This is a genomic window from Candidatus Ornithobacterium hominis, assembly GCF_951229915.1.
Taxonomy (GTDB): domain Bacteria; phylum Bacteroidota; class Bacteroidia; order Flavobacteriales; family Weeksellaceae; genus Ornithobacterium; species Ornithobacterium hominis.
On record NZ_OX579588.1, the window covers coordinates 1,547,720 to 1,561,396 of the forward strand.

Below are 13,677 nucleotides of genomic sequence, written 5' to 3' on the forward strand. Positions count from 1 at the left end.
TAATCATCAAACTCTGGTTACTGCATCACTTTATTACTTTCTTTTATACCGTCAATCTCAATTACCTTTTACCGATTATTAAAAACTTATCTCAAAATTTTTTAAGGCTAAAAAAAAATTTCACTTCAATTTCTTGAAGTGAAATTTTTGTTCTTATTATCAAAAATTTATCTTTCACTCATTGGGAGGTAATCACGTGTAGTGGCTCCAGTATAGATTTGCCTTGGGCGTCCAATTGGCTGATCGGTCTGACGCATTTCTTTCCATTGAGCAATCCAGCCTGGTAATCTGCCTAGAGCAAACATTACAGTGAACATTTCTTTTGGTATCCCCAAAGCTCTATAAATAATACCAGAATAGAAATCAACATTAGGGTATAATTTTCTTTCAATAAAATACTCATCTTTCAATGCTACTTCTTCCAAGCCTAGTGCTATATCTAAAACTTCATCATCTATTCCTAATTGTTCTAAAACGTCATCTGCTGCTTTTTTGATGATTTTAGCACGAGGATCCATATTTTTATAAACACGGTGACCAAAGCCCATTAATCTAAATTCATCATCTTTATCCTTCGCTTTATCAACCCATTTTTGGAGACGACCGCCCCCTGTTTTTATGGTCTCAAGCATTTCAATAACGGCCTGATTTGCACCACCGTGGCGAGCTCCCCATAAAGCACTAATTCCTGCAGAAATTGAAGTGAATAAACCTGCATGAGATGAGCCTACTAACCTAACGGTCGATGCAGAACAATTTTGCTCATGGTCTGCATGTAAGATTAAAAGTTTATCAATCGCATCTACAATCACTGGATTGACTTTAAAATCTTTTTTCTGATTGGAGAACATCAGTTGACAAAAATTCTCTACATAGCCTAAACTTGGGTCACTTTCTGATATTGGCAACTCTTTACTTAATCTATAGGTCCAAGCTGAGAGAATAGGGAATTTTGCTAATAATCTTGTTACTGCATGAAACATGTCTGCAGCATGTGCCACGTCAACTACCTTCGGATTGAATGCAGTGAGAGAGCCCGTTAAAGAAGCTAGAACCCCCATGGGGTGGGCAGTACTGGGGAATCCATTTAAAATTTTCCTAACTCTATCATTTACAAAGCTATAATCTTTTAAACTTGCTTTGAATTTTTCTAATTCTACCTCTGTTGGCAACTCGCCGTATAATAATAGATATTGTACTTCTACAAAACTTGACTTCTCAGCCAATTGTTCTATAGGATAGCCTCTATACATAAGCTTTCCTTGCTCTCCATCTAGATAAGTGATTTTGCTTAAAGTACTTCCAGTATTTTTATAGCCTGGGTCTAAGGTTATTAAACCACTATCCAAACGCAAGGAAGAAATATCAATCCCTTTATCTCCCATCGTACCTTCGATAACAGGGTATTCATATTCTTTCCCTTGATAAATTATTTTAACTGTTTCTGACATAAATTTAAAATTGATTTTTTATAACCTCCTAAAGGTATAAAAATTAATCATTTTGAAAACTATGCTTTTATTTTAAAAGCTGAAATTCCTGGGAATTTTGCCATTCCGCCTAGCATTTCTTCAATTCTCAACAATTGATTGTATTTTGCCATACGATCTGAGCGAGAAGCTGAGCCAGTTTTTATTTGTCCTGTATTCAAAGCCACTGCTAGATCTGCAATGGTAGAATCCTCTGTTTCGCCAGACCTGTGTGACATAACAGCGGTATAGCCAGCATTTTTAGCCATTTCCACAGCATCTATTGTTTCAGTTAAAGTTCCAATTTGATTTACTTTGATTAAGATTGAGTTCCCAACATTTTGTTCTATACCTTTTGATAGTCTCTCTACGTTAGTCACAAATAAATCATCACCAACCAATTGGACTTTATCACCAATTTTTTCAGTCAATAATTTCCATCCATTCCAATCATTTTCATCCATTCCATCTTCAATTGAAATAATAGGATATTTCTCACAAAGCTCAGCTAGATATTCCACCTGCTCTTCTGATGTACGGATAGCCGCATTCTCCCCTTCAAACAATTGATAATTGTACTTTCCATCTTTATAAAACTCTGAAGAAGCACAGTCTAAAGCTATTTTAATTTCTTCCCCAAAATTATATCCTGCATTTTCTACTGCTTTTTTAATAGTATCAAGAGCATCTTCAGTACCTTCAAAAGTTGGAGCAAATCCACCTTCATCACCTACTGCTGTAGACAATTTTCTCTCATGCAATACTTTTTTTAAATGATGGAAAATTTCCACCCCTTTTTTTAAGGCTTCAGAAAATGTAACCGCCTTTACTGGCATTATCATAAATTCTTGGAATGCAATAGGTGCATCTGAGTGAGAACCTCCATTGATTATATTCATCATCGGTACAGGTAATGTAGCAGCGTTAACTCCACCGACATAGCGATATAATGGAATTTCTAATTCTGCCGCTGCTGCCTTTGCTACTGCAAGAGAAACACCTAAAATGGCATTTGCTCCTAATTTACTCTTATTTGGAGTTCCATCAAGTTCTATCATTAGATGGTCTATCCAAGTTTGCTCAAATACAGATTCACCAATAAGCTCTGGTGCTATTTTTTCATTGACATTCTCAACCGCTTGAAGAACACCTTTCCCCATAAAGTCTTTTTCGCCGTCTCTCAACTCAACAGCTTCGTGCTCACCTGTTGAAGCTCCTGAAGGAACTGCAGCGCGACCAATAATTCCATTTTCAGTAATTACATCTACTTCAATTGTAGGGTTTCCTCTCGAATCTAAAATTTGTCTTGCATGAATTGCAGAAATAAAACTCATAATGATTATTTTTAATTATCTCCCCCAAATTTACAAAATCAAACAATTTCTAAGCGAGTTAAAAATAAAAAAAAAGGTGAGAAACCTCACCTTTTCTATATTATTTTGCTATAAAAAATTATTCCTCAGAAGAATCAGATTTTTTAGTACCTCTAGATCTTCTACTTCTTCTTGTCTTCTTGGTTGAATCTTCATTCAAATACAATTCATTGTAATCAACTAATTCAATCAACGCTGTCTCGGCACCATCGCCCAAACGAAATCCTGTTTTGATTATTCTCGTATACCCCCCTGGTCTATCAGCAATTTTTGGAGCAACGGAACGGAACAATTCGCTTAAAGCTTCTTTCTGTTGTAAATATTTGAAAACAATACGTCTTGAATGAGTTGTATCATTTTTTGCTTTAGTAAGCAAAGGTTCTACATAACGCTGAAGAGCTTTAGCTTTAGCTACCGTCGTATTAATTCTTTTATGCTCAATTAGACTACAAGCCATATTAGATAACATAGCATCTCTGTGTCCTTTTTTTCTACTTAAATGATTTATTTTTTTACCGTGTCTCATTTTTCTAATCTAAATCCAATTTATACTTGCTAACATCCATTCCGAAAGAAAGATCTTTTCTATCAACCAATTCTTCTAATTCTGTCAAAGATTTTTTTCCAAAATTTCTAAATTTCATCAAATCTGCTTTAGAATAACTTACTAGCTCTCCTAACGTATCTACTTCTGCTGCCTTTAGACAATTAAGCGCTCTCACAGACAAATCTAAATCCACCAGTTTAGTTTTCAATAACTGGCGCATATGAAGAGCTTCCTCATCATAAGCTTCTGTAGCTGAAACCTCTTCAGTCTCCAATGTGATTCTCTCATCACTAAATAACATAAAATGATGAATTAATATTTTAGCGGCTTCTGTTAATGCATCTTTAGGGCTAATAGAACCATCAGTTTCTATATCTAAAATTAATTTTTCATAATCAGTTTTTTGTTCAACCCTATAATTTTCTATCAAATACTTAACATTTTTAATAGGGGTATAGATTGAATCAATTTTAATAGTTCCGATAGGTAAATCTTCTACATCAAGAAGGTTCTCTTCTGCTGAAATATACCCTCTCCCTTTATTAACTGTTAGAGTGAAATTTAATTCTACATTTTTGTCCATGTGGCAAATAACCAAATCAGGATTTAAAATTTGAAACCCAGAGATAAATTTAGATAAATCTCCTGCGGTCAATTTTGTTTTACCTGAAATGCTACAATTGATAGTTTCTTCATCGTTTTTCTCAATCTGATGTTTTAGACGAACTTTCTTTAAATTTAATATAATTTCTGTAACATCTTCAACAACACCAGCTATGGTAGAAAATTCATGATCAACACCTTCAATTTTGATAGAGGTAAAAGCATAACCTTCTAAAGAAGACAATAAAACCCGACGCAAAGCGTTTCCGACAGTTAATCCATAGCCAGGTTCCAAAGGTCGAAATTCAAATTGACCAGACTTATCATCTGCTTCAATAAGAACGACTTTATCGGGTTTAATAAAATTTAATATAGCCATATAATTATTATTATAAGTTATTTTGAATAAAGCTCAACAATAAGTTGCTCTTTAATATCTTCTGGAATTTGAATCCTTTCAGGAACAGTTTGATAAGTTCCTTCTTTCACTTCATCATTCCACAATAACCACTCATATTCTTTTCTTTGTTTTATTGAATCTTCAATTACAGATAGTGTTTTAGATTTTTGACGAACACCTACTACATCTCCAGGCTTCAATCTATAAGAAGGAATATTTACAATTTCTCCGTTTACTGTAATATGTTTATGAGAAACTAGTTGTCTTGCTCCTGCACGAGTAGGGCTCACTCCTAATCTGTAAACTACATTATCTAAACGTGATTCACACAATTGAAGTAACACTTCACCTGTAATTCCTTTAGATTTAGCAGCTTCTTTAAACATATTAGAAAACTGTCTTTCTAATATACCATATGTAAATTTAGCCTTTTGCTTTTCTGCTAACTGTATAGCATATTCAGATTTTTTACCTCTTCTTCTATTGGGACCGTGTTGTCCTGGAGGATATTTTTTCTTTTCGAAAGATTTATCATCACCAAAAATAGGTTGTCCAAACTTTCTAGCGATTTTTGTTTTTGGTCCTGTATATCTAGCCATTGATTAAAATATTTTATTAAACTCTACGTCTTTTTGGTGGTCTACATCCGTTATGTGGAAGAGGTGTTACATCGATAATTTCAGAAACCTCAATCCCTGCATTGTGAATAGATCTTATCGCAGATTCCCTACCTGTGCCTGGTCCTTTCACAAACACCTTTACTCTTCTTAATCCTGCATCATAAGCAACTTGAGCACAATCTTCCGCCGCTACTTGGGCTGCATAAGGTGTATTTTTTTTAGAACCTCTGAATCCCATTTTTCCTGCAGAAGACCAAGAAATAACTTCTCCTTTACTATTAGTTAAAGAAATTATAACATTATTAAAAGAAGCTTGAACGTGAGCTTGACCATTAGCTTCAACCTTAACATTACGTTTTTTAGCTTTAGCTTTAGAGCCTTTTCCTTTTCCTTGATTTTGTTGTTTTTTAGCCATCTTTCAATATTACTTAGTTGCTTTTTTCTTATTTGCGACAGTTTTTCTCTTACCTTTTCTTGTTCTTGAATTATTTTTGGTACGTTGACCTCTTAAAGGTAATCCAAGCCTATGTCTAATTCCTCTCTGACTTCCAATATCCATCAAACGCTTAATGTTCATTTGGTTTTCAGATCGTAACTCTCCCTCTACTTTATAATTTTCACCTAAAGTCTGACGTATAGAGTTAATTTCATCATCATTCCACTCTGAAACTAATTTATTTTCGTCTACATTTACTTTAGACAAAATTTTCTGTGCAGTACTTTTACCGATACCATAAATATAAGTTAATCCAATAACTCCTCTTTTGTTTTTAGGTAAATCTATTCCAGCAATTCTAGCCATAATTATCCTTGTCTTTGTTTAAATTTTGGGTTCTTTTTATTAATTACATAAAGTCTTCCCTTTCTTCGCACGATTTTGCAATCTGCACTTCTTTTTTTAATAGATGCTCTAACTTTCATAAAAAAAATTTAATACTCCGGTCACTAAGACCTCCTTTTTACTTTTAATATCTATAGGTTATTCTTCCCTTTGTTAAATCGTATGGAGACATTTCTAATTTCACTTTATCTCCAGGCAATAATTTGATATAATGCATTCGCATTTTACCAGAAATATGTGCAGTAACAACGTGACTATTTTCTAATTCCACTCGAAACATTGCATTAGATAAAGCCTCAATTATTGTTCCGTCTTGTTCTATATGTTTTTGTTTTGCCATAGCTCTATAATTATCGCATTATTTATGCCATCCTCTTATTAATTCTATCTGTTTGCATCATCCCATCATAATGATGATTTAAAAGATATGTATTAATTTGCTGGATAGTATCTAATGTTACTCCTACTAAAATAATTAATGACGTCCCCCCAAAGAATAAAGCCATGGATGAAGATACTCCAAACAAATGAACTACAGCGGGTAAAATTGCCAATAAAGCCAAAAATATAGATCCAGGCAACGTGATTTTTGATAAAATATCGTCTAAGAAATTAGCTGTTTCCATTCCAGGTTTTACTCTCGGTATAATTCCTTCATTTCTTCTTAAATCCTCAGCCATTTGATTAACTGGTATGGTAACCGCTGTATAAAAAAATGTAAATATGATAATTAAAATTCCAAAAACAACGCAATAAGTAAAACTAAACGGATTACTTAAATCTTGGAAAAATCTAGGGATATTACCTTCATTATAAATTGCATTAGCTAACACACCAGGTAAAAACATAATTGCTTGTGCAAAAATGATTGGCATAACCCCTGCTGCATTTACTTTTAATGGTATATATTGTCTAACAGTGTTAGTAAAGGTTTTCATATAATTGCTTCTCCCTCCTTGTGCTCTACCTACATATTGAACAGGAACCTGTCTTACTGCTTGCACCAAAATGACACTTACTAATATAACAGCTAAAAAAGCTATAATTTCAAATAAAATAAAGATACCACTTTGTAACTGCACTTCAGAAACAAAAGATCTAGGCAAATCGGCCATAATTCCAACCATAATTAGCAAAGAAATACCATTACCTATTCCTCTGTCTGTGATTTTTTCACCTAACCACATTGCAAACATTGTCCCCGTAACTAAAATTATGGTTGATGGAAACCAAAACCAAAAGCTATTTGGAGAAATAATATAGGCTGCACTAATACTCGGATCTGAATAAGGTAAAAAGAAATTTGTTACAGATGTAAGATACGCTGGAGCTTGAACTAGGCAAATAGCGATTGTAAGCCAACGTGTTATTTGTGTTATTTTTTTTCTTCCACTCTCCCCCTCTTTTTGAAGTTTTTGCAAATAAGGTAATGCTAATCCCATTAATTGTACTACAATACTGGCAGAAATATAAGGCATAATCCCTAATGCTAAAATAGAAGCTCTACTAAAACCTCCACCTGTAAAAGCATTTAAAATATCTAAAAACCCATTCCCCCCAGAACTATTCCCCTTAGCATTTAATATATCAGTATTAATGGCACTTAAATCTATTCCAGGTAACGGAATATAAGAGCCAAAGCGATAAACTAACAATATACCAAGTGTAAAAAGAATTTTATTTCTCAATTCTTCTATACTCCAAATATTCTTAAGGGTTTGAATAAAACCTTTCATTAAAATTATTTTATATTAGCTGAACCTCCAGATTTTTCTATAACCTCTTTTGCTGACTTAGTAAAAGCATCAACAGTTATATTAACCGTAGATTTCAACTCGCCTCTTCCAAGGATTTTAATCAAATCATTTTTTGAAGCAAAACCAGCATTAACTATATCTTCTTTAGAAATATCCGTTGAAAAACGCTTTTCATCAATAAGTTTTTGAATAGTATCTAGATTTAAGGTTTTATAAACCTTTCTATTTCTACTATTAAAACCAAACTTTGGAACTCTTCTTTGTAAAGGCATCTGTCCCCCTTCAAATCCGATTTTCTTGCTATATCCAGATCTTGATTTAGCTCCTTTATGCCCACGTCCAGAAGTTCCAGCGTTTCCACTACCTTCACCTCTACCTTTTCTATATTTATTCTTAGTTGACCCTAAAGCAGGTCTTAAATTACTTAATTCCATTGTTAGTTATCTTCTGAAATTTCAATCAAATGTTTTACTTTATTAATCATTCCTCTAATAACAGGAGTATTCTCATGTTCAATTTCGTGATTAATTTTCTTAAGTCCCAAAGACTCTAAAACCAATTTTTGATTTTTAGGTCTTTTAATTGAACTTTTTATTTGTTTTATTCTAATTTTTGCCATAAGTTAGACTATTAACCATTAAATACTTTAGAAACAGGAATCCCTCTCAAACGAGAGATTTCACTTGCACTACGTAAACTTAATAAAGCTTTCATAGTAGCCTTTACAACATTATGAGGGTTCGACGAGCCTTTAGATTTGGATAACACATCATGAATACCAACACTTTCCAACACCGCACGAACAGCTCCTCCCGCTATCAAACCTGTACCATTTGATGCTGGACGAATAAAAATCTGAGCTCCTCCGTAACGGCTTTCTTGCTCATGAGGTATCGTATTCCCTTCTAATGGAATTCTAACTAAATTCTTTTTAGCATCTTCTATTGCCTTTTGGATTGAAGTAGCAACATCCTTAGATTTTCCAAGTCCATAGCCCACCACTCCATTCTCATCACCGACTACGACAATAGCAGAGAAACCAAATGCACGCCCCCCTTTTGTTACTTTTGTTACTCTTTGAATACCAACTAAACGATCTTTTAAATCAAGACCTCCAGGTTTAACTTTTTCTATATTTCTGAATCCTAACATATTAAAATTTTAATCCACCTTCTCTAGCTCCTTCAGCTAAAGATTTAATTCTACCATGATATAAAAAACCATTACGATCGAAAACAACTTTTTCTATCCCAGCTCCTTTAGCTTTATTTGCAACTAAATTACCAACTAACTTACTTACCTCAATTTTTGGTTTATTGGTTGTATCGATTGATTTATCCCTTGAACTAGCTGAAACAAGAGTAACACCTTTTGTATCATCTATTATCTGAGCGTATATTTCTTTATTCGATCTAAACACAGATAGTCTTGGAATATCTGAAGTACCAAAAATATTTTTCCGTACTCTTCGTTTGATTTTAACTCTATTTTCTTTTCTATTAAATGCCATAATTAAGAATAATTTTTATGCAGATTTACCAGCTTTTCTTCTAATTTGTTCTCCAACAAACTTAACTCCTTTTCCTTTATACGGCTCAGGTTTTCTAAAGCTACGTATTTTAGCCGCAACCATACCTAAAAGTTGCTTATCATGAGAAGATAATTTTATAATTGGATTTTTCCCTTTTTCATTAACAGTTTCAACTTTAATCTCTTCTGGTAGTTCTATCACTATATTATGAGAAAAACCTAATGCTAAGTCGAGTTTTTGACCTTGATTCGAAGCTCTATAACCTACACCTACTAATTCCAATTCTTTGGTAAAACCAGTGTTAATCCCTGTAATCATGTTTTGTATAAGAGCTCTGTACAAACCATGTAAAGCTTTGCTTTCTTTGGTGTCATCAGGTCGAATAACATTTAATTCATTATCCTCTATTTTTAATTCAAAACCTTCTTTTAAAGTTTCAGATAACTCAAATTTATTCCCCTTAATTGTTACCTCATTATTACTAAAGCTAACATTTATTCCTTCTGGTACATTGATTGTTGCTAAACCTATTCTAGACATTCTAAAAATTTTAATATAAATAGCAGAGTACTTCTCCGCCTACATTTTGTTTTCTTGCTTCTTTATCAGTCATAACTCCGTGGGATGTAGAAATAATTGCTATTCCTAGTCCGTTTAATACTCTAGGCAGTTCTGCTGAAGAGCTATACTTCCTCAATCCTGGCTTCGATACTCTTTTAATTTTACGAATAGCTGGTGTATTGTCACGCTTATCATATTTCAAAGCAATCTTTATAGAGCCCTGATGACCTACATCTTCAAATTTATAGTTTAGAATATAACCTTGTTCATATAAAATTTTGGTTATATCTTTTCTAATATTAGATGCTGGGACTTCTACTAATTTATGTCCTGCCATCAAAGCATTGCGTAAGCGTGTTAAATAATCTGAAATTGGATCTGTCATTTTTTTAAATATTTTATTACCAACTGGCTTTTTTTACACCTGGAATTAAACCTTTGTTTGCCATCTCTCTAAAAGTAACACGAGATAAACCAAATTGTCTCATATAACCTCTTGGTCGACCTGTAATTTTACATCTGTTATGTAACCTTACTGGAGAAGCATTTTTAGGTAATTTTTGCAAAGCTTCGTAGTCACCAGCTTCTTTTAAAGTCTTTCTTTTATCAGCATATTTATCAACCAGCTTTTCTCTTTTGCGCTCACGCGCTTTCATACTTTCTTTTGCCATTATTAACTATTTTTTTTAAAAGGTAAACCAAATTTTTCTAATAAAGATTTGGCTTCTTTATCTGTATTAGCAGAAGTTACGAAAGTAATATCCATCCCTTGAATTTTTTTCACTTTATCGATATTAATTTCTGGAAATATAATTTGTTCTGTAATACCTAAGTTATAATTTCCCCTTCCATCAAATCCATTGGGACTTATACCATTAAAATCCCTAACTCGAGGCAATGCAGTTGTAATTAACCTATCTAAAAATTCATACATCTTAATCCCTCTTAAAGTAACCTTGACGCCTATAGGCATTCCTTTTCTCAACTTAAAAGTAGCAACGTCTTTTTTAGATAAAGTAACCACAGCTTTTTGTCCACTGATTTTTGTCAACTCATCAACAGAATACTCAATGATCTTTTTATCTGCAACCGCATCTCCCAAACCTTGGCTAATTACAATTTTTTGCAATTTTGGAACTCCCATGATTGAGGAGTAACCATATTCTTCTTTCAAAGAATATACGATCGTATCTTTGTATGATTGTAGTCTTCTTGGCGTATAATTCCTCATTATAATTTAGCTTAAAGTTTTATTTGTTGTTTTAGTAAACCTTACCTTTTTATCATTTTCTATCCGATAACCAATTTTTGAAGGCTTATTATTTTGATCTAATATAGCAATATTTGAAATATGAATAGAAGACTCAAATTCTTTAATTCCTCCCTGAGGATTTTGAGCTGAAGGTTTAGTGTGTTTTTTCACCATATTTACTCCTCCGACTACAGCTCTATTATTTTTTCTATCAACAGAAAGAACTTCCCCAGTCTTGCCTTTATCTTTACCCGCAAGAACAATTACGCTATCTCCACTTTTGATTTTAGTTTTTCCGCTATGCATTGTATAAATTTTAAAGTACTTCTGGAGCTAATGAAACTATTTTCATGTATTGTTTATCACGTAACTCACGTGCAACAGGTCCAAATACACGAGTGCCTTTCATTTCTCCATTGTTATCAATTAAAACACAAGCATTATCATCAAATCTAATATAACTACCATCCTTGCGTCTTACTTCTTTTTTAGTTCTAACGACTACGGCTTTAGAAACCTGTCCTTTTTTTACATTCCCATTTGGTGTAGCTTCTTTAATAGAAATTACAATTCTATCACCAAGAGAAGCATATCGTCTTCCTGTTCCACCTAAAACTCTAATGACTAAAGCTTCGCGAGCGCCCGTATTGTCTGCTACTTTTAATCTTGATTCTTGTTGTACCATTATTTTGCTCTTTCTAAAATTTCAACTAATCTCCAACGTTTATCTTTACTCAAAGGTCGAGTTTCCATTATTCTAACAGTATCACCCTCATTACACTCATTATTTTCATCATGAGCTTTATAAGTTTTTGTTTTCAAAACAAATTTACCATACATAGGATGCTTTTGCCTTTTGGTTTCAGAAACAACAATGGTTTTGTCCATTTTATTACTTTTCACCAAGCCTATACGTTCTTTTCTAAGTTTTCTTTCCATTCTAATATTAGATAAATAATTTACTTACTTTGGCTTAATAAAGTATTCACACGAGCTATGTCTCTTCTCAATGTCCTTAATTGCAAAGGATTTTCAAGCTGAGATATTTTATGATTTAATTTCAATCGAAAATATTTATCTGTTAGTTCATTTTTCTTAGAAATCAATTCCTCTTTATTTAAATTCTGAATTTCTGTAAATTTCATAACTTTAAGTTTATTAATCTTGATAATCTCTTGCTACAACAAATTTACATTTTACAGGTAATTTTTGAGCGGCCAAACGCAATGCTTCCTCTGCTGTTTCTCTAGGAATACCTCCTATTTCAAATAAAATTCTACCTGATCTCACTGGAGCAACCCAATATTCTGGTGCACCTTTACCTTTTCCCATACGTACCTCTTGAGGCTTTTTAGTTATTGGTTTATCTGGAAAAATTTTAATCCAAATACTCCCTTCTCTCTTCATATGTCTAGTAGCTGCAATACGAGCAGCTTCAATTTGTCGAGCTGTAATCCATTTAGCTTCTAAGGCTTTAATGCCAAACGTACCAAAGGCTAATTGTGTCCCTCGATGGTCAACACCTTTTTTAACGTTTTTAAACTGTTTTCTATGCTTTGTTCTTTTAGGTTGTAACATAATAATGATTAAAATTTAAGGGTGTCTTCTACCTCCTTTTCTTTCACGTCGTTTACCTCCGCTTTTCTTATTTTTTTTCAAACCAACTAGGGGAGATAATTCTCTCTTTCCATAAACCTCACCTCTCATAATCCATACTTTAATCCCAAGTCTACCATAGGTTGTATGAGCTTCAGAAATGTGATAATCGATATCTGCCCTAAAAGTAGATAAAGGAATTCTCCCTTCTTTATAAGTTTCTGAACGAGCCATTTCTGCTCCATTTAATCTACCAGAAACTTGAATTTTTATACCTTCAGCATTCATACGCATTGCAGCAGCTATTGCCATTTTAACAGCTCTTCTATATGAAATTCTATTCTCTATCTGTCTTGCAATACTATCTGCTACTAAAGTCGCATCTAGTTCAGGTCTTTTAATTTCAAAAATATTAATCTGAATATCTTTGCCTGTTAATTTTTTAAGCTCTTCTTTTAACTTATCCACCTCTGTACCTCCTTTACCTATGATAATACCAGGGCGAGAAGTTGTAATTGTAATAGTGATAAGCTTTAAAGTTCTTTCTATATAAATGTTTGATATACTTGCTTTTTGCAAACGAGCACCTAAATATTTACGAATTTTAGCATCCTCAGCAATCTTATCCCCATAATCATTTCCTCCATACCAGTTAGAATCCCAACCACGGATAATTCCTAATCTATTTCCTATTGGATTTGTCTTCTGTCCCATAATAATTAATTCTCCTGTGTTTTTGAACCTAATATTAGTGTTACGTGGTTAGATCTTTTTCTAATCCTATGAGCCCTTCCTTGAGGAGCTGGTCTCAAACGCTTTAATTGTCTAGCACTATCTACGTAAATTTCTTTCACAAATAAATCAGCTTCTTCTATATCAGCACCTTCATTCTTCATTTGCCAGTTAGCTAAAGCACTTAGTAATAATTTTTCCAAAGGCAAAGAAGCATGTTGTTTAGAAAATCTGAGCAAATACAACGCTTTATTCACACGCTCTCCTCTAATAATATCAGCAACTAGTCTCATCTTTCTAGGTGAGCTCGGGTAATTATTTAATTTAGCAAAAGCTATATTTTTTTTACTTTCTTTAAGCGTCTGTGCGCTTTCGTGTTTTCTGTTCCCCATTAC

Annotated in this window: 25 protein-coding genes; all 25 read right to left on the minus strand. The window is 33.2% G+C overall.

The annotated features are described in order from the left end of the window. Nucleotides 1–167: 167 nt before the first annotated feature. Nucleotides 168–1,451, minus strand: a complete 1,284-nt coding sequence (locus tag QOX03_RS07230; protein ID WP_119057798.1) for a citrate synthase — start codon at nucleotides 1,449–1,451, stop codon at nucleotides 168–170. A 59-nt stretch (nucleotides 1,452–1,510) separates the two neighbouring features. Then, the gene (gene eno / locus QOX03_RS07235) at nucleotides 1,511–2,803 is read right to left on the minus strand and encodes a phosphopyruvate hydratase (RefSeq protein WP_283670606.1); all 1,293 of its coding nucleotides are present in this window, start codon (nucleotides 2,801–2,803) and stop codon (nucleotides 1,511–1,513) included. 118 nt (nucleotides 2,804–2,921) lie between these two features. Next, a complete protein-coding gene (gene rplQ, locus QOX03_RS07240) occupies nucleotides 2,922–3,368 on the minus strand; it encodes a 50S ribosomal protein L17 (RefSeq protein WP_119057796.1) in 447 nt (148 codons plus the stop codon). A 4-nt stretch (nucleotides 3,369–3,372) separates the two neighbouring features. Beyond that, nucleotides 3,373–4,371: a DNA-directed RNA polymerase subunit alpha gene (locus tag QOX03_RS07245; RefSeq protein WP_283670607.1), complete on the minus strand. Its 999-nt coding sequence runs from the start codon at nucleotides 4,369–4,371 to the stop codon at nucleotides 3,373–3,375. Nucleotides 4,372–4,388: 17 nt separating this feature from the next. Then, a complete protein-coding gene (gene rpsD, locus QOX03_RS07250; RefSeq protein ID WP_283670608.1) occupies nucleotides 4,389–4,991 on the minus strand; it encodes a 30S ribosomal protein S4 in 603 nt (200 codons plus the stop codon). 16 nt (nucleotides 4,992–5,007) lie between these two features. Further along, entirely contained in the window at nucleotides 5,008–5,427 is a 420-nt protein-coding gene (gene rpsK, locus QOX03_RS07255; RefSeq protein WP_119057793.1) for a 30S ribosomal protein S11, read from the minus strand. A 9-nt stretch (nucleotides 5,428–5,436) separates the two neighbouring features. Beyond that, on the minus strand, nucleotides 5,437–5,814 hold the full coding sequence (gene rpsM / locus QOX03_RS07260) for a 30S ribosomal protein S13 (protein WP_119057792.1): 378 nt from the start codon (nucleotides 5,812–5,814) through the stop codon (nucleotides 5,437–5,439). Nucleotides 5,815–5,816: 2 nt separating this feature from the next. Beyond that, nucleotides 5,817–5,933 (minus strand): type B 50S ribosomal protein L36, encoded by a 117-nt coding sequence (gene ykgO / locus QOX03_RS07265; RefSeq protein ID WP_015361145.1) that lies wholly within the window; start codon nucleotides 5,931–5,933, stop codon nucleotides 5,817–5,819. 44 nt (nucleotides 5,934–5,977) lie between these two features. After that, nucleotides 5,978–6,193: a translation initiation factor IF-1 gene (infA, locus tag QOX03_RS07270; protein ID WP_119057791.1), complete on the minus strand. Its 216-nt coding sequence runs from the start codon at nucleotides 6,191–6,193 to the stop codon at nucleotides 5,978–5,980. Nucleotides 6,194–6,215: 22 nt separating this feature from the next. Then, nucleotides 6,216–7,589, minus strand: coding sequence for a preprotein translocase subunit SecY (secY, locus tag QOX03_RS07275; RefSeq protein ID WP_283670609.1), 1,374 nt, complete (start codon nucleotides 7,587–7,589; stop codon nucleotides 6,216–6,218). A 5-nt stretch (nucleotides 7,590–7,594) separates the two neighbouring features. Further along, entirely contained in the window at nucleotides 7,595–8,044 is a 450-nt protein-coding gene (gene rplO, locus QOX03_RS07280) for a 50S ribosomal protein L15 (RefSeq protein WP_119057789.1), read from the minus strand. A gap of 2 nt (nucleotides 8,045–8,046) precedes the next feature. Next, the gene (gene rpmD, locus QOX03_RS07285) at nucleotides 8,047–8,229 is read right to left on the minus strand and encodes a 50S ribosomal protein L30 (RefSeq protein ID WP_283670610.1); all 183 of its coding nucleotides are present in this window, start codon (nucleotides 8,227–8,229) and stop codon (nucleotides 8,047–8,049) included. A gap of 11 nt (nucleotides 8,230–8,240) precedes the next feature. Next, on the minus strand, nucleotides 8,241–8,762 hold the full coding sequence (gene rpsE, locus QOX03_RS07290) for a 30S ribosomal protein S5 (protein ID WP_119057787.1): 522 nt from the start codon (nucleotides 8,760–8,762) through the stop codon (nucleotides 8,241–8,243). A gap of 1 nt (nucleotide 8,763) precedes the next feature. Beyond that, nucleotides 8,764–9,120: a 50S ribosomal protein L18 gene (rplR, locus tag QOX03_RS07295; protein ID WP_119057786.1), complete on the minus strand. Its 357-nt coding sequence runs from the start codon at nucleotides 9,118–9,120 to the stop codon at nucleotides 8,764–8,766. A 15-nt stretch (nucleotides 9,121–9,135) separates the two neighbouring features. Beyond that, a complete protein-coding gene (rplF, locus tag QOX03_RS07300) occupies nucleotides 9,136–9,681 on the minus strand; it encodes a 50S ribosomal protein L6 (protein ID WP_119057785.1) in 546 nt (181 codons plus the stop codon). A gap of 10 nt (nucleotides 9,682–9,691) precedes the next feature. Further along, nucleotides 9,692–10,087 carry a 30S ribosomal protein S8 gene (gene rpsH, locus QOX03_RS07305; RefSeq protein ID WP_119057784.1) on the minus strand — a complete coding sequence of 132 codons (396 nt, stop codon included), beginning with the start codon at nucleotides 10,085–10,087 and terminating at the stop codon, nucleotides 9,692–9,694. A gap of 16 nt (nucleotides 10,088–10,103) precedes the next feature. Further along, a complete protein-coding gene (rpsN, locus tag QOX03_RS07310) occupies nucleotides 10,104–10,373 on the minus strand; it encodes a 30S ribosomal protein S14 (RefSeq protein WP_283670611.1) in 270 nt (89 codons plus the stop codon). 2 nt (nucleotides 10,374–10,375) lie between these two features. Next, the gene (gene rplE / locus QOX03_RS07315; protein ID WP_119057782.1) at nucleotides 10,376–10,933 is read right to left on the minus strand and encodes a 50S ribosomal protein L5; all 558 of its coding nucleotides are present in this window, start codon (nucleotides 10,931–10,933) and stop codon (nucleotides 10,376–10,378) included. A gap of 6 nt (nucleotides 10,934–10,939) precedes the next feature. Further along, a complete protein-coding gene (rplX, locus tag QOX03_RS07320) occupies nucleotides 10,940–11,260 on the minus strand; it encodes a 50S ribosomal protein L24 (RefSeq protein ID WP_283670612.1) in 321 nt (106 codons plus the stop codon). A 10-nt stretch (nucleotides 11,261–11,270) separates the two neighbouring features. Then, nucleotides 11,271–11,639: a 50S ribosomal protein L14 gene (gene rplN / locus QOX03_RS07325; RefSeq protein ID WP_119057780.1), complete on the minus strand. Its 369-nt coding sequence runs from the start codon at nucleotides 11,637–11,639 to the stop codon at nucleotides 11,271–11,273. Beyond that, nucleotides 11,639–11,893, minus strand: coding sequence for a 30S ribosomal protein S17 (gene rpsQ, locus QOX03_RS07330; RefSeq protein WP_119057779.1), 255 nt, complete (start codon nucleotides 11,891–11,893; stop codon nucleotides 11,639–11,641). The genes rplN and rpsQ overlap by 1 nt, the downstream gene beginning before the upstream one ends. A 20-nt stretch (nucleotides 11,894–11,913) precedes the next feature. Beyond that, complete coding sequence (gene rpmC, locus QOX03_RS07335) at nucleotides 11,914–12,099, minus strand: 50S ribosomal protein L29 (RefSeq protein ID WP_119057778.1); 186 nt, start codon at nucleotides 12,097–12,099, stop codon at nucleotides 11,914–11,916. A gap of 13 nt (nucleotides 12,100–12,112) precedes the next feature. After that, nucleotides 12,113–12,532 (minus strand): 50S ribosomal protein L16, encoded by a 420-nt coding sequence (rplP, locus tag QOX03_RS07340; RefSeq protein WP_119057777.1) that lies wholly within the window; start codon nucleotides 12,530–12,532, stop codon nucleotides 12,113–12,115. A 15-nt stretch (nucleotides 12,533–12,547) separates the two neighbouring features. Next, nucleotides 12,548–13,264: a 30S ribosomal protein S3 gene (gene rpsC / locus QOX03_RS07345; RefSeq protein ID WP_283670613.1), complete on the minus strand. Its 717-nt coding sequence runs from the start codon at nucleotides 13,262–13,264 to the stop codon at nucleotides 12,548–12,550. 5 nt (nucleotides 13,265–13,269) lie between these two features. Continuing rightward, complete coding sequence (gene rplV / locus QOX03_RS07350) at nucleotides 13,270–13,674, minus strand: 50S ribosomal protein L22 (protein ID WP_283670614.1); 405 nt, start codon at nucleotides 13,672–13,674, stop codon at nucleotides 13,270–13,272. Nucleotides 13,675–13,677: the final 3 nt, after the last annotated feature.

Coding starts and splice junctions, on each gene's coding strand:
- QOX03_RS07230 (WP_119057798.1), bottom strand. CDS start 1,451: ATGTCAGAAACAGTTAAAATAATTTATCAAGGGAAAGAATATGAATAC.
- rplF (WP_119057785.1), bottom strand. CDS start 9,681: ATGTCTAGAATAGGTTTAGCAACAATCAATGTACCAGAAGGAATAAAT.
- rplN (WP_119057780.1), bottom strand. CDS start 11,639: ATGGTACAACAAGAATCAAGATTAAAAGTAGCAGACAATACGGGCGCT.
- QOX03_RS07245 (WP_283670607.1), bottom strand. CDS start 4,371: ATGGCTATATTAAATTTTATTAAACCCGATAAAGTCGTTCTTATTGAA.
- rpsK (WP_119057793.1), bottom strand. CDS start 5,427: ATGGCTAAAAAACAACAAAATCAAGGAAAAGGAAAAGGCTCTAAAGCT.
- rplE (WP_119057782.1), bottom strand. CDS start 10,933: ATGAGGAATTATACGCCAAGAAGACTACAATCATACAAAGATACGATC.
- eno (WP_283670606.1), bottom strand. CDS start 2,803: ATGAGTTTTATTTCTGCAATTCATGCAAGACAAATTTTAGATTCGAGA.
- ykgO (WP_015361145.1), bottom strand. CDS start 5,933: ATGAAAGTTAGAGCATCTATTAAAAAAAGAAGTGCAGATTGCAAAATC.
- rpsH (WP_119057784.1), bottom strand. CDS start 10,087: ATGACAGATCCAATTTCAGATTATTTAACACGCTTACGCAATGCTTTG.
- rpmD (WP_283670610.1), bottom strand. CDS start 8,229: ATGGCAAAAATTAGAATAAAACAAATAAAAAGTTCAATTAAAAGACCT.
- rplR (WP_119057786.1), bottom strand. CDS start 9,120: ATGGCATTTAATAGAAAAGAAAATAGAGTTAAAATCAAACGAAGAGTA.
- rpsE (WP_119057787.1), bottom strand. CDS start 8,762: ATGTTAGGATTCAGAAATATAGAAAAAGTTAAACCTGGAGGTCTTGAT.
- rpsC (WP_283670613.1), bottom strand. CDS start 13,264: ATGGGACAGAAGACAAATCCAATAGGAAATAGATTAGGAATTATCCGT.
- infA (WP_119057791.1), bottom strand. CDS start 6,193: ATGGCAAAACAAAAACATATAGAACAAGACGGAACAATAATTGAGGCT.
- rplX (WP_283670612.1), bottom strand. CDS start 11,260: ATGCATAGCGGAAAAACTAAAATCAAAAGTGGAGATAGCGTAATTGTT.
- rpsD (WP_283670608.1), bottom strand. CDS start 4,991: ATGGCTAGATATACAGGACCAAAAACAAAAATCGCTAGAAAGTTTGGA.
- rpsN (WP_283670611.1), bottom strand. CDS start 10,373: ATGGCAAAAGAAAGTATGAAAGCGCGTGAGCGCAAAAGAGAAAAGCTG.
- rpsQ (WP_119057779.1), bottom strand. CDS start 11,893: ATGGAAAGAAAACTTAGAAAAGAACGTATAGGCTTGGTGAAAAGTAAT.
- rplO (WP_119057789.1), bottom strand. CDS start 8,044: ATGGAATTAAGTAATTTAAGACCTGCTTTAGGGTCAACTAAGAATAAA.
- secY (WP_283670609.1), bottom strand. CDS start 7,589: ATGAAAGGTTTTATTCAAACCCTTAAGAATATTTGGAGTATAGAAGAA.
- rpmC (WP_119057778.1), bottom strand. CDS start 12,099: ATGAAATTTACAGAAATTCAGAATTTAAATAAAGAGGAATTGATTTCT.
- rplV (WP_283670614.1), bottom strand. CDS start 13,674: ATGGGGAACAGAAAACACGAAAGCGCACAGACGCTTAAAGAAAGTAAA.
- rpsM (WP_119057792.1), bottom strand. CDS start 5,814: ATGGCTAGAATTGCTGGAATAGATTTACCTAAAAACAAAAGAGGAGTT.
- rplP (WP_119057777.1), bottom strand. CDS start 12,532: ATGTTACAACCTAAAAGAACAAAGCATAGAAAACAGTTTAAAAACGTT.
- rplQ (WP_119057796.1), bottom strand. CDS start 3,368: ATGAGACACGGTAAAAAAATAAATCATTTAAGTAGAAAAAAAGGACAC.